Here is an 18,503-nt window from a genome sequence, read left to right as displayed (position 1 = left end):
GACACTCCACGGTGGGCGAACTTTAATTACAACCCACTTAGGTAGCCGTGAAACAAGTCATAATTAGCCAGCTGACAAGTGGAACTTTTGTAGGGATTGCCAAGTGGTTCTCAGGCGGACCCTCAGTAAGGGAAAATTTTTGTCCAGAACGGACAAATAATAACTGAACAGGTATGACGAAAATTTCATCAGTTTGAAACGACCGGAACCCACTATTCAGCGGGTTCCGGCCAATTATCAGTCTAGGTTGGCGGGAAGAAGTCAATCGGATAAAGGATGGTAATAGTCGGCACTCCGGCCTTTTCACCAAAGTTAAATCGTTTGACCCTAGCCACAATTTTCGCATTGAGTGACGGAGAATCCACATCACTGGAATCTACACTCACGGCAGAAACCGATCCGCTGGGTTCAATAGTAATCTTCAACACCATCTTACCTTGCAGCGCGGGATTATTACGCAGCTCACGATTGTAGATACGGTACAAGGTGGCCTTGTAGCGATCGAAAACAATCTGGATTTCCTCATCTGTCCGCGACGGACCAGCACCATCACTGAGAGGACGGTCCTCACCAGCAAAGTCACCCTCAGTACCGATAGAACTCTCAACTCGTGCAAAGGCAACGCCACCCAAGTCCGAACCAGATCCACCCACATTGCGACTCAACTCTGCCGTATTGATACCACCACTTCCCGCGGTAGATGCTGCAGTGATCAGTGAGCGCTGACTGCGGTTCTCTTTTTTACCGGCTGTACTCAGCTGGGTTTGCTGGCCGAGGCGGTTATCCAGATCATCCTGTATCAGGTCCTGGAAGTTATCCTTAAAGGCGAGAACACCGGATCGCTCAGCTTTTTTACGCGCCTGCTTTTTCTCCGCCTTGGAGGGTTTCGGGTCCTGCTTGGCTACCTTCTGCTCAGGCTTCTTCTCTGGCTTTTTCTCCTCTTTCTTAGGCTTGGCCTTTTCTGGCTCCGGCGGTGGCTTGGGCTTGGTTTTCTTCTCAATAACCAGCTTGGCCAAACGCTCGGGAATTTCCACTATTTGAGACTCGGGCTGGGGCACCGTATACAGAGGAATCAGGTAGCCCAGCAGGGCGGCGATAAACAGTGAGGCAAAGACACAGCGGCGAAAACGCTTTTCGTCCTCGCCCTGCTTGTGCCATGGCATCACCATAGGGCGGAACTTGGGCTGTTCGAATTCCCGTGTTATCTCGAACTCGAACTTTGACTCTTCCTCCTCGCGGCGCAGCTCATCCGCGCGCTCATCCAGCGCAAAGACCTCTTCCTGGCACTCGCTTATGCTGTTCTGTAAAGCACTGCGCTCTTCGCGCAGCTGGTCCAGGCTCTGGTTAAAACTACGCGTCGACTGGCCGATCCGCTCGATAACCTGCGCAGAAGCATTCTCCCGATAATCTTCCGCCCAGAACATTTCTCCCGCGCCCGCTTCTTCAAGCTTGCGCAGGCGTTCGGAAATCTCGTCGAGCAACTGGTACTTGGACCCCTGGTCCTGTAATTCAGCCAGCTTCTCTTCGATCTGGTGCCGCTCATCCTCGAGCAGCTGCATGCGATAGTGAACCGCCTCAAGCGCCTCACCTACCGCCCGCTGTTGTTGAAGAAAATTACTCACAAACTTCCATTAACCCTGAGATGCTTTCTGAATAACCGCCAGTGAAACTTTGGTATAGCCAGCGTCTGTACAGCTGGACATCACCTTTTTCAGCAAACTGAACGGAATGCCTCTGTCCGCGAGAATATTGACCTCCGGTGGTTCTGGATCCTGCTCCCCCTCGACATCACCCTCACCTGAATCTGCCGAGGCCTGTGCAACTCCAATTGCCTTGGCCAGCTCCGCAACCATGGCTTCCTTAATGGCCGCAATAATGGTTTCCTCGCTTTCCAACACTTCGGAGGTGGCAATTATCGAGTTGGACTCCACCAGGATTTCATCATTGGTAACCATCAGGGTCACCGTTTCCCGGGGCTTGGTCTCCACCACTGAGTCCGGCAAGGTAATTACCTTGGGAGGCTCCAGCGCTTCATTGCTGGAGGTATTAGTCAGCAGGAAAAACACCAGTATCGTAAAAACATCCATCAGGGAAGTCAGGTTCATACCTGAGGTTTTCTTGCGCTTATGGCTTCGCGCCATACGCTTCATGCGTCGGCTTTCATTTCTCATGGCGCATCTCCTATGGAAATATCAGGAAATAAAACCACCTTTTCCACCGCATCCAGATCACTGGGATCACTCCCCTCAACCCGTACTTCAGCTCCGCGCACAGTATCCATAATGCCCACCAAATGCTCATAGGCGATTGTGGGCTCCATCAGGATGATGGAATCAGTTTTTTCCGGATAACTGGCCTTAACTTCCAACAAAAACTGCGTGAGCTTTTTAAGGTCATACACTTCTGCTGTGGGCAGCACAGCAAGAGCCTCAACCTCTGTGGTATCTGCCCCAATGGGAGCTTCAACCAGAGCATTTTCACCCTCACCCTCGATATTCAGGTTGGGGAAGCGAGCGATAACCTTTTCACCATCACTGATTTCCACGGCTTGCTCTCGCACAACCACCTCCACCGTAACCGTGGGATCATCCGGTGCTCCACCACCGGCACCACTCGGCATATTCAGTTCGAGAATTGTCACCCGCGAAAATACCGCCGATACCAATAGAAAAGGCACCAATACCACCATCAAATTCAAGAAAGCAGTGATATCCAGCTCAGGAGCTTCTTTATCCCGCCCGTGGCGCCGCCTTCTCATCACGCAGTTTCCGCTTGCTGTGCTACTGGATTGGTTTTAGCTGGGGCAGTTTTTTCACTAGACGGCTTGGATTTTGCGGGCTCCACTTCAAAGCGGCGACGGGTTGCACCATCAATCAGGTTGGATGCTTTTACAGAGACCATCTCCAGGCTATCGATAATTTCACCGGTGAGTGAGTTCAGTAGTGCGTGGACGATCAACAACGGGATACCAGTCATCAGACCGAAAGCGGTGGTGTTCATCGCCACGGAAATACTGGCGGAGAGCAGGTCTGCTTTTTCTGCCGGATTGGCATTGGCTACCGCCGTAAAGGCTTCGATCAGCCCCATAATGGTTCCCAGAAGCCCGAGCAAAGTTGCGATATTGGAAAACAAAGCGACGTAAGGGGTGCGTTTTTCCAGCTGTGGAGTAATCTCCATCATGCTCTCTTCCATCGCGATTTCGATATCTTCACGACGGCGAACAGCCCCCTGCCGGGCCAGCCCCATAGACAATAATTTGCTCACACTGGATTCGTCCTGTTTTACCAGGTTGCGGGCGCGATCGAAGTCTCCTGAAGCTAATACCGGCTGCAGCTTATCCCACATATTGCGGTTGCTGCGGCGCTCCAAATGCAGTCGGATAAAGCGCTCGATAGCCACTGCACCACCCAGTGCGGCAACCACGAGGATCGGGTACATGAAAGTACCGCCCGTCTGGAAAAACTCGATGACGTTATTGAAAAAGTCCATTACAAACCCTCTTGAGAAATACAGCTAAAACTTGGTGCTACTCCGGCGACAGCCAGAATCAATATGGCGTTAATCGCCGGACAGGCTGAGCTGGTAGAACTCCAACTCACGCATGAAAACTTCCTTGTCGAGCGGTTTGAGTTTGTCGTCCATCAAGCTGGAGACAAGGTCGCTTTCGACACCCACTTCGGAACTTTTCCAGGGGACAATATAGAGAGACTTAGGGGCTTCCTTGTTACCGATAATAGAAATACCCGACAACTCCTTAATTTTTGAATCCACCTTTTTATCGGTGGATTCTTTTTTCTCCTCTCCCTCAGACTGAGCCAAGGCATAAGGAAAAACCATAAAGCTGACCGCGAACGGCAAAGCCCAACGCAACTTAATCACCTGCCAGCCCTCCGTTGAATATCAGCTAACCAGATAGAGACATCCTGGTCCTCTGGTTCCAATTGAACATATTGTTCGAATTGTGCCAGAGCACACTGGAGATCTTGCAGATACAGATCACACAATATGCCCAGGTTTTTTATCAAAGGTAGATATTCTGGATTTTCTGCCAAAGCATTCACATATATTTTTCGCGCCTCGGCAAAGCGCCCTTGCTTTCGGTAGAGAACGGCCAGTTCATTAGTTGCCACCGGATGCTTTTCGTCCAGCGCCAATGCCTTTAAAAAAGCCTCTTCCGCTTTTGCCTCATTGCCACTTTTGTAGTGGGCAATACCCAGATTGATATAGGGTGCCGGAAGGCGCTGCTCGCGCTCCACCACTGACTGCAGAAGTTCAATAGCACCCGCATAATCCTGCTCGGCAAGATATTCCAGGGATCGCTCAAAGTCCCGACTCACACTGCCCGATACCCGCACCGAAGAATAATCAGAGATTTTTCCAGACTTGGTTTGGGTGCTGGCGCAAGCTGCTAACAGCAAGGCTAGGCCCACCAAAAAAAACAAACGCATTTGTTTTTGCATAACTTTCCACTCCAAAAGGCAAATGCCTGTTATTACTGACCCGAAACTGCTGATCCAGCTAAGGGCAATTCCGGCTCTGGCGGCAGGGGTACAATAGTCTGGAGATACTTACCAGCCTCTTCCGCCCGTGCATAGCGAGCGGGCATTAAATTGGCAAGCTTGCCAATACTTTTATCAATCCAGGGGTTATAAATACCGACGCCCAGCAACTCGACATTCTTCTGGTGAACAGAAATGGCTTTTTCCTCGAAGGGATAAATCTGCTCCTCCAATGCCAACTCATACTCTTCCAGCTCCAGGGCATTCAGGTTGGTTGGACGTTCAGAGTCCTTCAGGGCCATGCTAAAGTGGAGATAAATTTCAGCCAGGTAAAAGGTTGCCGCAGCGGTCACATCGGCCACCTGATAATCAATCAGGTCAGTAAATGCACGGGTGGCTGCTTTCATACGCTTGCGCTTGAGGTTGAGGCTTTTCTCGATAGGCGCAACCAAATCCACCTGGGTGAAAGCCTCAAAGCTGGGTTCAGCCAATAGCAGGGCCGCATTACCTGCGAGATAACGGGTGCGGTCGCTGCGCTGGGAACCACCGCGGGACTCAACTTTCACCAGCTCACGAAGCTCTGCCATATAAAGCTTTTGATTCCCGGACACTTTGTAGATATCGGCAATTTTCTGGCGGGTCTCCAGCGCCGGCTCCATGGGTTCGGGGAAATAATCGACGTAGCGACGCAAAACAGACAGCGCTTTAGCGCTATCTTCTGCCGCTGCGTAAAGATCTGCCGCCTGGGTTAAGGCCTCACGGCGTATTTCATCGTCTTCGGATTCCCGCTCAATACGCTCAAATTCCGCAGCTGCCAACAACAGCTCACCGCTCTCCTGGTAAACCACTGCCAACTTCTTGGTGACATCTTTTGCCAGCTCATGCTCCGGGAAGTGACTGCGGAAGTTATTTAATACCGTTGCCGCTTGTACCCAATCCTTAAGCACGATCAATGATGCGGCAGCATCGTACTCCGCCGTAGCCAAAATGGTCGCACCGGGTGCAGCGCCTCGAATACGCAGGAAATGGCTCGCTGCGGTTGCATGATCCTCCTGCTTACGGGCCATATCACCCTGCTGGTAGATAGAAGCCGCCAGGTTATCTACCAGACCCGCCCTATCCTTTGCATCCTGGGCAGTCAGCGTCAAAGTTTCACCGTAAGCGATTTCTGCATCCGCAAAAGCCGCAGTATCGAAAGAAGCGTGAGCCACCAGCAGCCAGGCAGAACGTCTAATCTCCTGCTCCGCAGTGGGGAACTGCTCCAATAGTGAACGACCATTGGCGATCGTCGGGGCATAGTCTTTCAACCCGTAGAGATCCTCCACCGCGCCGAGCATGATCTGAGGGGCTTTGGCATGCTCAGGGAATGTGGCTGCAAATGTCAGCGATGAACGGATAATTTCCCGCAATAGTGGTGCACGCTGCTCATCCGTTGCATCTTTTAAGTTATTGGCCAGATGTTCGCGATAAGCGTAAACCGCTGCGTAGCCTGCTTCGCTGGAATCCTTATGCGCAGGATATTCATAGGCCGTGCGCTCATACTCCAGAGCTGCACCATGGAAATCCCGGTTTTCTAACATCAATCCGGCAAGCTGATAATTGATTTCCGGTGCGCGCTCAGTTTCCCGGAAGGAATCGAGATAGCTTCGATACCAGTGAATCGCCTCGCGATAATTCTCGGCCTTCTTATCTTTTAACTTCTTATTCTGGTAAGCCGCATGGTAGTGCCCGGCGAGGTCGATCAGGTTGGTCTGCAGGAAGGCAACCACCTCTCCGTATTCATTAATATCAAATACAGTCCAGTAATCGGCATTAAGTGCATAAGTAGTAGCGAAATCCTTCTTCGCTTCCAGCACCAGTTTGGGGAAGCCGCCTTTACTGTAGATTTCAATAACACGAATTGAGAAATCCGCAGATACTCTGTGCAATTGGTTTCGATCAACAAACGCAATATAGGATTTTGCCGCATCCTGGTAGCGACGCTTCTCCAAATAATATTCACCCAGCTGGCTGTATACCCGGAACTCGTAATCTCTATTGCCCTTGCGGGTGAAGTAATCGACAACCGAATCAGGGCCTTCCAGGTAAGAAAAACTCAAGCTGACTACACGGAAAGTATCGTCAATATGCTTGCGCTCGCCCTTATTGTTTTTCTGGTCGAAGTCATAGCCCTGGGAGACTTTGTAATCCAGCATGGCGATATAGTCATCCAGGGCCATTTCATACATATCTTGCTTAAACAACGCCCAACCGCGTTTATACAGGGCAAGCTCGTAGAAACTGGATATCACACCAATATCGATAACTTTTCCGTAGGACTCTTCCGCATCGAGAAACTTCTTGCGGGTAAAATAGTATTCGCCCAACCGAAACCAGGATTCATCGATATGTCGCGAGTCTGGATAGTTGGCCACCAGCTGGCGCAATACATCCACCGCTGCGTCAATCTCTCCCGCCTCTTCATAAGCCCGGGATAACTGATACATCACCTGGTCGTTGCGGTGATACAGGGGGTACTTTTGCAGCAATTTAATATAGAGATCGATGGCCTCGCGGGCATTGGCTGACATCATCTCTTCAGAATCAACGCCCGGCGCTTCAAGCGGGGTTTCATCTGCAGCTATTTCTATGCTGCCACTAGCGCGGGTTTCAAACTCCTCATCAGACTCGACAACCCCTGGGGCCTGCGCCTCAGTCACTACCGGCTCTACCTTCGCCACCGGCGCTGTCGTCTCTGGAGCATCCAGGGTATTTTCAGCCATAGCTTCTGACGCATCGACAGAGATCACCGCCCCGCTTCCAGCAGCAACTCCAGCAAGGTTATCGAATTCTGCATCTTCAGCGCGGTGTGCCTGCTTGATTTTCAGGTCGGCAATCCTGCGCATCGCCTCGGGGGTCAGCTTGGATTCAGGGGTTTCCTGCAAGTACTTCTGGTAGCTGGCCAGTGCCTTCTCCAGGCTGCCATCAATATGCTCTTCCTTAATTTCTACTTCGACATTTTGGAGGCTGCCGATGGTCTTACCGCTGTTTCCCGCACAACCCCCTAGCACTATAAGTGCAGAGAGAAGACCGACGGCACGATTGAGAGATTTACCAGCTTGAGATTTAGATTTGAGCAACTTACTCACGAATCACCTCCCTCTGCTGATTCTTCTTCCTCCACCGGCTCCATCTCCGCTGGATTCTCCTCAGGGATTTGCTCTTCCAACAGCGCCTTGTGCTGCTCTACCTTAAATTCATCTTCACGCTGCTCCTGCAGCTCATTAGCGCGGTCGTAGCTGTCTGCCAGAGCAAAGCGGGCTTTGATTTGATAACTCTCCAACTGCGCGCGACGGCGTTCCAACTCGGCAATTGCCAATGCCTCAAGCATGGTGCCCTGGCGGGCCATCAGGGTTTTCAGTCGCCGTTGGGTTTGCTGGATACGCGCGCGCAAACGAGTAATATCGCGGTCGTAACCGGTATAGCTGTGAGTTGCCGCCTGGCGACTGCGCACAAAGGAGTCGTAAACAGACTGGAGACTTTCGATCTCTTGGTTTAATTCCGCCAGGTGTTTGTAGGCCTCGGTCAAACGCTGGTCGTACTCAAAGGAAAGACGCAGGTCCAATACACCTTTGAGCCGCTGAACCCGCTCCAAAGTAGTTTCAGTAAAGCCCTGGGGATGCTCAGCAATTTTTCCGCTAAGTTCCAGGAGCTTCAATCGCGCCTCCTGCTCTTCGGCGGTTGCCAGGTATTCTGGGCGGCGGGAGATCAGCATCTGCTCTATACGACTGGCAAACTGATCGCGCTGCTCCATCCGCAGCTTGATACGGGCGTCGAGCTCCCGGAATTGCCTGTCCAGCTCCGGCAACAGGGGCTCGTAATAGTTGCGGCGAATACGAATAATATCTTCGTAGGCTGTCAGGCTTTTTAGCCACTCTTCATTGCGCTCATATAAATCGTTGAGGTCGCGATAGTTACGCAGAAATTCCTGATAGTCATTGGACGCCATCAGGTCGAGTAAGTAATGGGTCTCGGGGGCTTCCGGTAAATTGCGCAAGGCCACTACCCAGTTCTGTACCTGGGTAGCCTCTTTACGACGCAACGCCTCAAGGAACTTACCTTTGCGAATACTATGAATAGACTGAGTGAGGGTATCAATCTCGCGCCCGAACGCGTCTAATGCGCGGCCGTAGTTAATTGCAGCGGTACTGTGGACATCCAATTTGCCATAGGCATAGGGCACCGCCAACATGACCTCTTGCACTGGCTCACTGGTGCCTTTGCGGTCTTGCAACAGTTTCCAGGGCACCAGTGCCCGATCATAGCGACCCGCGCGGGCCTCTACCCAGCCAGCACCCAGCAGCGCCCTATTTGAAAAAGGGCCATCGAGGTTTACACGATCAAAATAGGGGCGCGCCATATCCAGCTTGCCCAGCTCCATTAAATGGGAGCCCAATAAGAGGTTGGTTTTATCGTAAAGGGCCTGCAGGGCCGCCTCTGAACTGCGCTTTCTTCCCAGTGCAGTCAACTCCAGAACACCGCGCTCCTCTTCTCCCGCCTTCAGTTGGGCAATACCCAAATTGAAGGAAACAAAGCCCTCTAGCGACTCTTCACCCTTCAGGTCTTGCAGCAGTTCTACGGCCTCCTCGAATCGACCGAGCTGCATATAGACTCGAGCACGCAAAAACTGCTCATCTGCACGGACCCTCTCGGGAACCCGCCCATCAATCATTTCCAGGGCGTGTAAGGCGTTGCGCGGCTGTTGTTTGTGATAGTGAATTTTTGCCAGTCGATACGCGGCTTCATTGCGCACCGGCTGGGAAACATTTCCCTGCAGTACAGCCTCAATAGCCCGCCCGGCCTCCCTGTGCATTCGGTAGGACAATTCCAAGTCACCCACCGAAAACTCAGCTTGCCCCAAGTGCGCACTGAAAGGATCGAGTTCGGGCTGATCTAAGCGGTGATACTGAGCAAGTTCTGTGTCCAGTGCCACAATCGCATCAAAATAACTTTCCTGATGGGCATGAAACATTGCCGCACCGAAAAACAGGTCTTTAAGTTCTTCCTGCGGTTCAGTCGCCGCTGCAGCGGGGAGAGCAGCCAAAGAACAAAGGGATAGAGCACCAAGCATCACCCTGGTTTGACAGGACAACACATTTACCAGGGACCTGAGCATGATTACCAGTCCTTGAAGTTTATCGTGGACTCGGTTCCCAGAACCTTAATCTCGACAAATTTAGGACCCACTGCCTTCTCTACAGTGTAGGAAGCTGTGGCTCGATACTCTTTTCCTGATGGGGTTTTACCGAGAAAACTAACCTCTAATGGGTGCCCACCCACTTGCACATTGCCAGTGTATATTTTTTGTACCCCACCTTTTTGCAGGGACTCAATTTCCCGGTAGGTATAGAGATGATGGGCAACTAATTTGCCATTCAGTGTGACCTCAACCGACTCCAGCTCGAAGGGCTTTTCATCAGCCACCGAGACAAAAAGAGCTACCTGCGTATTAGAGGGGAATAAGAGCTTTTCCTCCAGCTGTGACAACTCAGCAGTGAGATCAATAACATCTTTCTTAACATCCTGGATCTGCTCATCCAGGCCACGGATATCATCTCTATCAATAGTCTGAGCATGCCCAGTACTGGCCAACAGAAAGAAAAGTACAATCTGAAGAATTCTGAACATGTGGCCTACCTCCGACCCAACCCTAAACTATCAATTCCTGTCAGATAATCTGGAACAGGACCGCAATAAACCCAGGCACAACAGAGCCTTGAGCTGCGGCATTGTATTGAATAGAGGGTTAATCAGATGTGAGGAAATTCAAATCTCACAAAAACTCAAAGAATGGATAAATTTTGAAAAAAGCACTTCCAGCAAATAAAAGAGATCTACAGCACAAAAGAAGTGAGACGCACTTCACTTGCGATCAAGAAAGCTCTCCGCTTTGGCTCTCTGGCCTACCGATCACAAAGAACATGCAAACAATCAAACCAACCAAGGCTAGGTAAGCATTTACTGTAAAAGCTCTATCTATACCCGAAGGTATATCTGGAGCGAAGGCAATGATTGTAGCATTCATACCCAAACCAACCGCACCGCCACCAATTTTAAACATATAGAGGATAGCGCCTGCCAAGCTGGCACGGTGAGGTTCCACCACCGTAATACCCGCAGTCGTACTGGATGGATTGAACAGCCCAATACCCACTCCCAACACGACCAAGCCCGGACACATATCCAGAAAACCCGTGTCCGAAGTCAGGTTCGAGAGCATGAACATTCCAACACTCATCCCCAAAATACCTAATGAGACGAGTAATTTTGGTCCAGCTAGCTCATAGAAGCGGCCGGAGATAATAGCAACCAGCCCCGATACGACCATTAAAGGGACCAAAGATAAACCGGCCTGAAATGCTGAGTAACCACGAAAATTCGCCAAAAATTGGGGGACATAGAGAATTGCCGATAGGAATACTACCGAGATTAGGAGTGTCGTAACACCTACCGCTAGGAACTTCCGGTTCTTTGCAATATCAGGGGGAATCAGGGCATCTTTACCAACTCGATACTCCACGATGGTAAACAGGCAGAGCAACACCAGGAACACAACGATCAGGCTGATAACCACAGGATGCTTGAAACCAATTTCCGCGGAAACATCCAGTGCAAAAAGCAAACAAAATAGCGAGGTGCATAATAGTAGCACACCGAAGAAGTCTATTTTTTCCTCGGTGTCACGAGGTTTATCGGGGGGCACTGCCCACCAACAAGCCAGCATTGTTGCCAGAGTGAGGAGAATATTAACGAAGAAAATCCATCGCCAACTGAAAAAATCTGCGAGCACCCCACCCAAAACTGGTCCAGCTGCATTCGCTAACCCACAGGTGGCCATCAGGATACCACCCGCCAACCCTGACCTTTCATAGGTCAACAAATTAAAAGTCATTGCCAAAGTGGACGGCCACATCAATGCCGCACCCACTCCCATCAATGCGCGGGATATCAATAACATCCACATATCCATTGCCAAGCCACCCAGCACGGCAAAGAAAACGAATATTCCCGCTCCAATCATAAATACTCTGCGGCGGCCATAGATATCCGCCAAGCGGCCACCGGTTATGATGAAAACACCAAAAACCAAGGCGTAGCCGTTAATGATCCACTGGGAGCTAGTTATGTCTGCATTGAATTCTCTTTCGATGGCAGGTAGTGCGGGGGCAAAAGCGGTATAGTCATTACTAATAAGGAAGGCCGCGAGAACTAATGCAGCCAACCCCAAGTACTGATCTCGTGTAATTTTGCCGCTCTGTTTAGCCATACTGCGTAATTCACTCGACACCCGAGCCGCTCAGGTAATCCTTCAGAACCTAATTAGCTTGCGATATATTTTTAATACTCCCGCCTAGAGCCTAGACCACTCGCTCATTTACACGCCTTTTGACTAGTCAGTTTTCACTGTGGATACGGATCATCATCTGCCTTGTAACTGGCAGCTCATATCTTATGCTTAAAGGACATCCAAGCACCGGAAAATTGAATTAGTGATTGGATAGCCTACTGAGCCCCCTAAGATCACGCTAATAGATGAGATTAGTAAATGCATAAGTTCATTGTGCTTGTCTTGGTTCTGTTGACTTCTTCTACATTCGCCCAGGGATCTACGGTGAACGACCTAAAAGATTTCCAGTGGAAAAACCGCATTCTATTACTGAATATCCCGGAAGATCCCAATAGCACAATCAATGAATTACTCAAGTTAGCGCCGCAGTTTGCAGAGAGAAACTTGATATGGTTCCTATTCTCTAACGACACCCTTGAGACTAACTTTCCCGGTAAAGTCACAGACAATTTTGCTAAAAATGTACGGGAAAAATATCTGCAAGGACCAGCAATGCAAGTACTTCTTATAGGGAAGGATGGGGAAGTAAAGTATAAAGCCGATAAATTCTCAGCCGTCGAAATTTTTCAACGTATCGACAGCATGCCCATGCGACGCAATGAGATGCAGCAAGGATCTGCACAGTGAACAATTATTGAACATCCACAATCTGATAGAGAATTTTTGTATCCTCCAGTATTACTGAGGAATCCCAGAGTTAGATTTCCCTCAGTTAATTACGCTTCGGCCTTCTTTGCTCACCAGACACCCTTTCCAGCTGGCAACTTTTAACAAACATAGACATCTTTGCGCTAAAGTACGCTATTAGCCTTGCGAACATCTACCCAATGGAAATCAACCTCCAATGAGCAAAAGAGCCATTATCCTCGGAGCTACGGGCCTTATCGGTGGCCATCTCACAGAGCAACTGGCTGGTGAAGAAGTCTTTGATGAAGTACTTACCCTCACTCGACGCCCCAAAGCCACTGCAAGTCAAAGAATACATAATCATATTGTCGATTTTGATCGATTGGAGGAGGCTGCCCCTCTTTTTCAGGGAAATACTCTATTTTCCTGCCTGGGAACCACTCGCAAGCAAGCCGGCAGCCTAGCCGCCCAGCACAAGGTTGACGTTGAATATCAATACCAAGCAGCCCAATTGGCAGCGGCGGCAGGGGTCAGCCATTACTTACTGGTTTCATCCAGCGGAGCCAATGCCAATAGCGCCAGTGCTTACTTACGTATGAAGGGTGAGCTGGAAGAGAAAATCAAGAAACTTCCATTTAAGCGCATCAGTATACTGCAACCCTCCCTACTCCTCGGAGATCGTGCAAATGCCCGACCCGGTGAGAAATTCGGAGGCATCCTCCTGCCAGTAATTTGTATGCTGCCGGGGCTGAGACGTTATAGGCCCATTGAGGGGCGTGAAGTAGCCAAAAAAATGGTTTATTTAAGTCGACAAGAACGAACAGGGGTTGAGACCCTGCGTTTGGATGAGTTATTCAATACGTAAAGAGCCTCTGAATAATTCCGTAATGTCTCGGCGAATCTGGGAGGCTCCTTAAACCTCAAAGGTTAAATTCGGGAGCTTAAAATAAGTAAATCGCTCCCGAATATTGCGGTTATTCCTTTATCTTAATCCCTAGCCAATGCGGATATTGAGTCAAAACAATAAGGACAATTGCATCGTAGACTGCGTGCCAGATTATCACTCCCAATAAGCTTCCGGACACTTGGTAAACCACTCCTAGAACCACACCAATTCCCAAAGTCAGAAAGAAATTGGTCCACGATGAGAAATGAAGTAGCGCAAATGCAATTGCAGAAATTAATAACCCCAACAATGGCGAGCTAAGTTCTGATAACCAGGACTGCAAAAACCCCCGAAACAAAAGCTCTTCACAAATTCCGACTACAATAGAAATCAACAGCAGCTGAAAGAAAGACAATCGTGAAAATAGCGGAATCAGGGCGATCGATTGACGCCGCATTGACTTGCCTAGGGTCGTTTCTGAGCGAGTTAACGACAACATCACACCGTAGGTAGCCATTGCACCAATGATGCCAATTATTACTTGCAACCCTACGCTATCACCAATGATCACTACCTTGGGTGAAGCCAGATAAAAGCCCAGAAGGGCCAGCAACAAGCAAACAACCTGAGTGCCAATTAATAAAAGAAAAACTGGTGAATTCCCTTTTGTTTGGTCAACAGCATCCATTTGTGACCGTCCTTTTTATTAGTAATTTATCGAGGTAGTCGAGTGACTCAGTACCTAAATAGACTGCCTTAGGATTCCGTTCCAACTAGAAACCACATCGAAATTCAATCAGCCGAAATAAGCACACCCTCCATCGGCAATAATCTAACAGAAAATGATGACAGGCATAATCCTCCGCCAACAGCTTATCTCTATCCGTTTAGTTTGACGCCAGACAGCTTATCCCCTTTGAAAAACTGCCTGACTTTAGCCGAAAAGCCAGTCACAGTGCTATGCTCGACAATATCTCTGGAATCGGATAGCTCGTAGAGACTACCCGGTTTCCAGCCCTCTTATCAGTAGATTGTCTTGCAAAGAAACTACACAGCAACTAATTCCAACCATGACACAAGAAATCATAGGACTGGGCCAGCTGCTGAAGGATATTGAGGAGAAAAGTCAGGGGCAGGAAAAAATCTCCATCCAGCATGTTATTGAGGCTGTGGGGCTTCGATCCTTTGCCCCATTCCTTATCCTTATCGGGTTGATCCTGTTTTCCCCTCTGAGCGGTATTCCCGGAATGTCTACCGCGATGGGTGTTTTGCTACTACTGTTTGCCCTACAGCTGCTGATGAAGCGCAACTATATCTGGCTTCCACAGTGGTTGATCAAGCGCTCCATATCCAGCGAGAAGCTGATGGATGCCCTGCACTGGATGGAAAAGCCCGCCCGATTTGCCGACCGCTGGATTCAGCCACGGATGGATTTTATCGTGCGCCGATATGGCACCTACGCTATTGCTGGAACCTGCATTTTTATTGCATTGACCCTGCCAATAATGGAAGTAATCCCCTTCTCTGCCTCAACTGCTGGTCTCGCTCTCACCATTTTTGGGCTATCGCTGGCAGCTCGAGACGGACTCTTAGCGCTTATTGCTTTTATCCTAACGGCCTCCCTAGTACTAGTGGTGATCGTTGCCGTGATCTAGGGAGCCTCTGAATAACTCCGTGATACCTCTGGCTTGCAGAGCGGTTCACAATCAAGGCGCGGCTTCGCAGGAATGTCTAGACCTTTCAAGAAGTCGCAACGCCTAGGGGCCCGCGAGTAACTCCATAATATCTCTGCGGGTCTCCAGACCAAAGCTAGCTACTTACCCTCGCTTTAAGACTTGATTTTTTAATCCGAGCAAATGGGGAAAGTGCACTATGGCGAAAATTGCCAAAAGGTCGTATACCGCATGCCAAACAATCGCTCCCACCAAGCCTCCAGACATTTGGTAGAAAATGCCTAAAATAAGCCCAATCATAAAGGTAAGGAAGAAGTACACCCAGGAAACACAGTGCAGTAATGCGAATATCAGTGATGCACCCAATAAGCCGAGGAATGGCGTACTGAGCTGGGAGAGCCAAGACTGTAGAAAACCACGAAACAACAGTTCCTCACAAACACCCGCAGCTAAAGCAACCCATACCATCTGTGATGGGGACAACTTGGAAAACAGAGGGGTCAATTGAGTACAGTGGAGCCGCAGCATTTTCCCAAATAGCGTCTCAGAACGAGCCAATGTCAGTACTACCGCAAATGTGACAATAGCGCCTAACAATCCCAACAGCAGTTGCAGCCAAACCGTATCACCAATAAATGAAACTTCCATTGGCACAAGGTAGAGACCCAGAGCCGCAAGCAATAGACAGCCCAGTTGAATATCCATTAAAAAAAAGAAAACCGGCAGGCTGCGCCGTGCCGGACCAATCGCTTCCATTCCTGATTTTTCCCTTTGCCTATTGATTTCCTGAGCCTCTGACAACCTTCAAGCTCGCTCGCCCATCCGCAGAAATCATCAATTCGGCCACGCCACCATCCCGCAGTTGTTTTTCCAGATCCAGGGCTTTTTCCTTCGGAGCAAAGTAGGCTTCAATACCGTAGCGAATCCGGTAGCTATCTGATGAGTTCCAAAAATTCTGGCCTGCTACCCGCCCTAGAATAAAGACTCCGCCCTGTGGTTGTTCAAGACTGACAGAGGCTCGTTCATACAATCCAGATGCGCCTTTCTCTAGGCCCACATAAACCACCTCTCCCTGACGCAACCGTCCCTGCCCTTTAAACAAGGCTTTATCTAAAGTGGAAAAGGGGTAACTCAACTGGGCATAGTTACCCCGAAATAATGAGCGCGGGTCTACAGGAACAGTTTTCACTGAGACAGGCTGGCCCGTCCACAGCGGCATTTGAGCCTTAATATACATTCCTAACAGTATAAAAAACTGCACGCCAATGGCGGCAACCAGGCCAATCACAACTCTACGTTTCATCGCAAACTTCCCCCCGCCTGGTGATATTTCCAATACTTGGCTGCTGCCAGCAATAAAACTGCGAAGAGAATAAACAGGAGAGCAGCTCCTATATAGTCGCCAATCAAGTCAATATAGCGCAGCAGAGCCGTCAACAGGACCGCCATAACTCCGAGGAAGAAGTAGTGCGAGATACCATCGTGAATACCCCTGAAGATCAACCAGATTCCACAGGTAATCAGGGCAAAGTTTGTAACAATTTGTAACCAAACTGCGTAGTCACTGGAGCTGGCATTCGTTACGAACGCAAGTACTGCCGCAAAAACACCGCACAACCCCAGTCCGAATAGCAACCTCTGAGACAGCAGCGCCAACACTATCGACACAGCAGACATAGTCCCCACTACCGCCCACATAGAAGGTAGGTGACTCCAGGGGGCTTCTATCATCTCCTCCCAGGGATATTCAAAGCTAAAAATCAGTAAGCCAATTAAAGTAAACCGAAGGCACCAAATAGAGATTACTGCTGCGTAGTCCTTGGCTACCGCCGACGGGCGAGTTGCCAACCAATGGGCAAAGCAATACATCAGGATAAAGAGCGAGACTGCAACAGCAAGGTTCTCTGGATAAATATCCGCACTAAATTTCCCATCCTGCAAACGCCAAAATTCTGATAGGGAAAATTCCAGCCAAAAACCTAAGCCAAAGATAAAGGTCAGCAAGAGAATCACGCTCTCACGACCACTTAACAGAATATAGAGGGCCCCCAGCAAGAAAATTGGGAACAGGGCGGGGTAAAAGCCTAAACTCGACTCCAGGAAGAACCAAAGCAAAGCCAAAAGCAAGGACTGCTCTGCAATCCATGGGCTGCGGGTAATTAAAGCAAATGGCAAACTACCCAGTGCCCACCAGAAAATACCATCTGGCATATGCTCGCCCAAGTGGTATACCTGTGCGATCAAAATAATCGCCGCACCAAAAAACAGGTTGCCCAACAAGAACAAGCCCTCTCCGGCCTTCCGGTCTCCAGACAGGTAAACCTTAAACGCCACTCCCTGGGTCACCAAGGTCAAAGCGATCAGCCCCCCCATTCGCAGCGCTCTGGGGATTTCCTCCCAATTGGCTCCAATCAGTGTAATCACCGCCAGCCCGATAAAGAGATAGGCCAACCCAATCAAAATACGATATCCAAGTGTTCTTTCTTGCGCCCGGTGGTAATCCACTTCATAGCGGGCACAGATCTGCTCAGCCTGAGCTTCACTGATCACACCGTCTTCAACCCAATCTCCGGCTTCGCGGGCCAGGTCATGCTTAAGCAACCGAATCAATCGCATAGATGCGCCTTGTGAAAAATTACCCATACCCGATGGATGGGTATTAATACTTTGGTCCCGAGTATCCCCGATGTAACCAGCGACCTCAAATTGGTACGGATTGCAGACTAAATTATCGCCAGGCTGCCTAGATAGCAGAAAACTATCTCAGATATTTAAATTGTTAATTTCTATTATTAGTGATCAGCCAATAGCATAAACAGCATCAAAGTTAAGAGCCAGGCACCCAATAAGGAGCTAACCATGTCCCGCTATATCGAATCCGAACTCAAGCCGTTTAACGCCAAAGCCTACCAAAATGGCGAATTTCACGATGTAAGTGACTCTGACGTCAAAGGTAAATGGGCCGTATTCTTCTTTTACCCCGCAGACTTCACCTTTGTTTGCCCCACTGAATTAGGCGATCTGGCAGACAACTATGAGGAGTTTAAGAAGCTGGGTGTAGAGATCTACTCAGTCTCCACAGACACTCACTTCACCCACAAGGCCTGGCACGATTCCTCTGACACCATCGGTAAGATCCAGTACCCGATGATCGGTGATCCTACCGGTACCATTACCCGTAACTTCGGTGTAATGATTGAGGAAGAAGGCATTGCCGACCGCGGTACTTTCGTAATCGACCCGGAAGGCCGTATTCAAATTGTGGAAATTACTGCTGGCGGTATCGGCCGCGATGCCAGTGAGCTGCTGCGCAAGATCAAAGCTGCCCAGTACATCGCTGCTCACCCGGGTGAAGTTTGCCCAGCGAAATGGAAGGAAGGTGAAGAAACCCTGGCCCCCTCTCTCGATCTGGTAGGCAAAATTTAAGTCTT

General features: G+C 49.6%; 18 protein-coding genes. 4 read left to right on the top strand and 14 right to left on the bottom strand.

All coding sequences use genetic code 11. The features are described from left to right. Positions 1-242 precede the first annotated feature (242 nt). From ACJJIL_RS06960 to ACJJIL_RS06915, 10 genes are all read right to left on the bottom strand, one after another. On the bottom strand, positions 243-1,622 hold the full coding sequence (locus tag ACJJIL_RS06960; RefSeq protein ID WP_445361510.1) for an AgmX/PglI C-terminal domain-containing protein: 1,380 nt from the start codon (positions 1,620-1,622) through the stop codon (positions 243-245). A gap of 9 nt (positions 1,623-1,631) precedes the next feature. Beyond that, a complete protein-coding gene (locus tag ACJJIL_RS06955) occupies positions 1,632-2,171 on the bottom strand; it encodes an ExbD/TolR family protein (protein WP_445361509.1) in 540 nt (179 codons plus the stop codon). Beyond that, positions 2,168-2,758 (bottom strand): ExbD/TolR family protein, encoded by a 591-nt coding sequence (locus ACJJIL_RS06950; protein ID WP_445361508.1) that lies wholly within the window; start codon positions 2,756-2,758, stop codon positions 2,168-2,170. The genes ACJJIL_RS06955 and ACJJIL_RS06950 overlap by 4 nt, the downstream gene beginning before the upstream one ends. Further along, positions 2,758-3,489 (bottom strand): MotA/TolQ/ExbB proton channel family protein, encoded by a 732-nt coding sequence (locus ACJJIL_RS06945; RefSeq protein WP_413662566.1) that lies wholly within the window; start codon positions 3,487-3,489, stop codon positions 2,758-2,760. Before ACJJIL_RS06945 ends, ACJJIL_RS06950 begins: the two co-directional genes overlap by 1 nt. A 69-nt stretch (positions 3,490-3,558) precedes the next feature. Further along, on the bottom strand, positions 3,559-3,879 hold the full coding sequence (locus tag ACJJIL_RS06940; protein WP_445361507.1) for a hypothetical protein: 321 nt from the start codon (positions 3,877-3,879) through the stop codon (positions 3,559-3,561). Further along, entirely contained in the window at positions 3,876-4,460 is a 585-nt protein-coding gene (locus ACJJIL_RS06935; protein WP_445361506.1) for a tetratricopeptide repeat protein, read from the bottom strand. The genes ACJJIL_RS06940 and ACJJIL_RS06935 overlap by 4 nt, the downstream gene beginning before the upstream one ends. 32 nt (positions 4,461-4,492) lie before the next feature. Further along, the gene (locus tag ACJJIL_RS06930) at positions 4,493-7,627 is read right to left on the bottom strand and encodes a tetratricopeptide repeat protein (protein WP_445361505.1); all 3,135 of its coding nucleotides are present in this window, start codon (positions 7,625-7,627) and stop codon (positions 4,493-4,495) included. Beyond that, entirely contained in the window at positions 7,624-9,654 is a 2,031-nt protein-coding gene (locus tag ACJJIL_RS06925) for a tetratricopeptide repeat protein (RefSeq protein ID WP_444911122.1), read from the bottom strand. Before ACJJIL_RS06925 ends, ACJJIL_RS06930 begins: the two co-directional genes overlap by 4 nt. A gap of 2 nt (positions 9,655-9,656) precedes the next feature. Next, positions 9,657-10,166, bottom strand: a complete 510-nt coding sequence (locus ACJJIL_RS06920; protein WP_282932151.1) for a hypothetical protein — start codon at positions 10,164-10,166, stop codon at positions 9,657-9,659. Positions 10,167-10,410: 244 nt separating this feature from the next. Beyond that, positions 10,411-11,805 carry an MFS transporter gene (locus tag ACJJIL_RS06915; protein WP_444911123.1) on the bottom strand — a complete coding sequence of 465 codons (1,395 nt, stop codon included), beginning with the start codon at positions 11,803-11,805 and terminating at the stop codon, positions 10,411-10,413. 279 nt (positions 11,806-12,084) lie between these two features. Between ACJJIL_RS06915 and ACJJIL_RS06910 the strand changes: the two genes are divergently transcribed. Next, positions 12,085-12,513, top strand: a complete 429-nt coding sequence (locus ACJJIL_RS06910; RefSeq protein WP_444911124.1) for a DUF4174 domain-containing protein — start codon at positions 12,085-12,087, stop codon at positions 12,511-12,513. 217 nt (positions 12,514-12,730) lie between these two features. Continuing rightward, positions 12,731-13,378: an NAD-dependent epimerase/dehydratase family protein gene (locus ACJJIL_RS06905; RefSeq protein ID WP_445361504.1), complete on the top strand. Its 648-nt coding sequence runs from the start codon at positions 12,731-12,733 to the stop codon at positions 13,376-13,378. A gap of 109 nt (positions 13,379-13,487) precedes the next feature. On the opposite strand, the gene ACJJIL_RS06900 is transcribed toward ACJJIL_RS06905, so the two are convergent. After that, on the bottom strand, positions 13,488-14,087 hold the full coding sequence (locus ACJJIL_RS06900) for a CPBP family intramembrane glutamic endopeptidase (protein ID WP_445361503.1): 600 nt from the start codon (positions 14,085-14,087) through the stop codon (positions 13,488-13,490). A gap of 382 nt (positions 14,088-14,469) precedes the next feature. Here ACJJIL_RS06900 and ACJJIL_RS06895 point away from each other — a divergent pair, with 382 nt between their 5' ends. Beyond that, positions 14,470-15,054 (top strand): exopolysaccharide biosynthesis protein, encoded by a 585-nt coding sequence (locus tag ACJJIL_RS06895; RefSeq protein WP_445361502.1) that lies wholly within the window; start codon positions 14,470-14,472, stop codon positions 15,052-15,054. 162 nt (positions 15,055-15,216) lie between these two features. Here the strand turns inward: ACJJIL_RS06895 and ACJJIL_RS06890 are convergent, their stop codons facing one another. The 3 genes from ACJJIL_RS06890 to ACJJIL_RS06880 are packed head-to-tail and all read right to left on the bottom strand — an operon-like array spanning position 15,217 to position 17,688. Next, positions 15,217-15,828, bottom strand: a complete 612-nt coding sequence (locus tag ACJJIL_RS06890) for a CPBP family intramembrane glutamic endopeptidase (RefSeq protein WP_444893359.1) — start codon at positions 15,826-15,828, stop codon at positions 15,217-15,219. A gap of 19 nt (positions 15,829-15,847) precedes the next feature. Further along, positions 15,848-16,375: a GDYXXLXY domain-containing protein gene (locus ACJJIL_RS06885; protein WP_445361501.1), complete on the bottom strand. Its 528-nt coding sequence runs from the start codon at positions 16,373-16,375 to the stop codon at positions 15,848-15,850. Next, positions 16,372-17,688: a DUF2157 domain-containing protein gene (locus ACJJIL_RS06880; RefSeq protein ID WP_445361500.1), complete on the bottom strand. Its 1,317-nt coding sequence runs from the start codon at positions 17,686-17,688 to the stop codon at positions 16,372-16,374. The genes ACJJIL_RS06885 and ACJJIL_RS06880 overlap by 4 nt, the downstream gene beginning before the upstream one ends. Positions 17,689-17,931: 243 nt before the next feature. Between ACJJIL_RS06880 and ahpC the strand changes: the two genes are divergently transcribed. Beyond that, entirely contained in the window at positions 17,932-18,498 is a 567-nt protein-coding gene (ahpC, locus tag ACJJIL_RS06875) for an alkyl hydroperoxide reductase subunit C (protein ID WP_445361499.1), read from the top strand. Positions 18,499-18,503 lie beyond the last annotated feature (5 nt).

It is taken from the genome of Microbulbifer maximicatervae (SeqCode), assembly GCF_052468095.1.
Note: the sequence above shows the minus strand (reverse complement) of the source record. Positions and strands in the feature narration are given on the sequence as shown.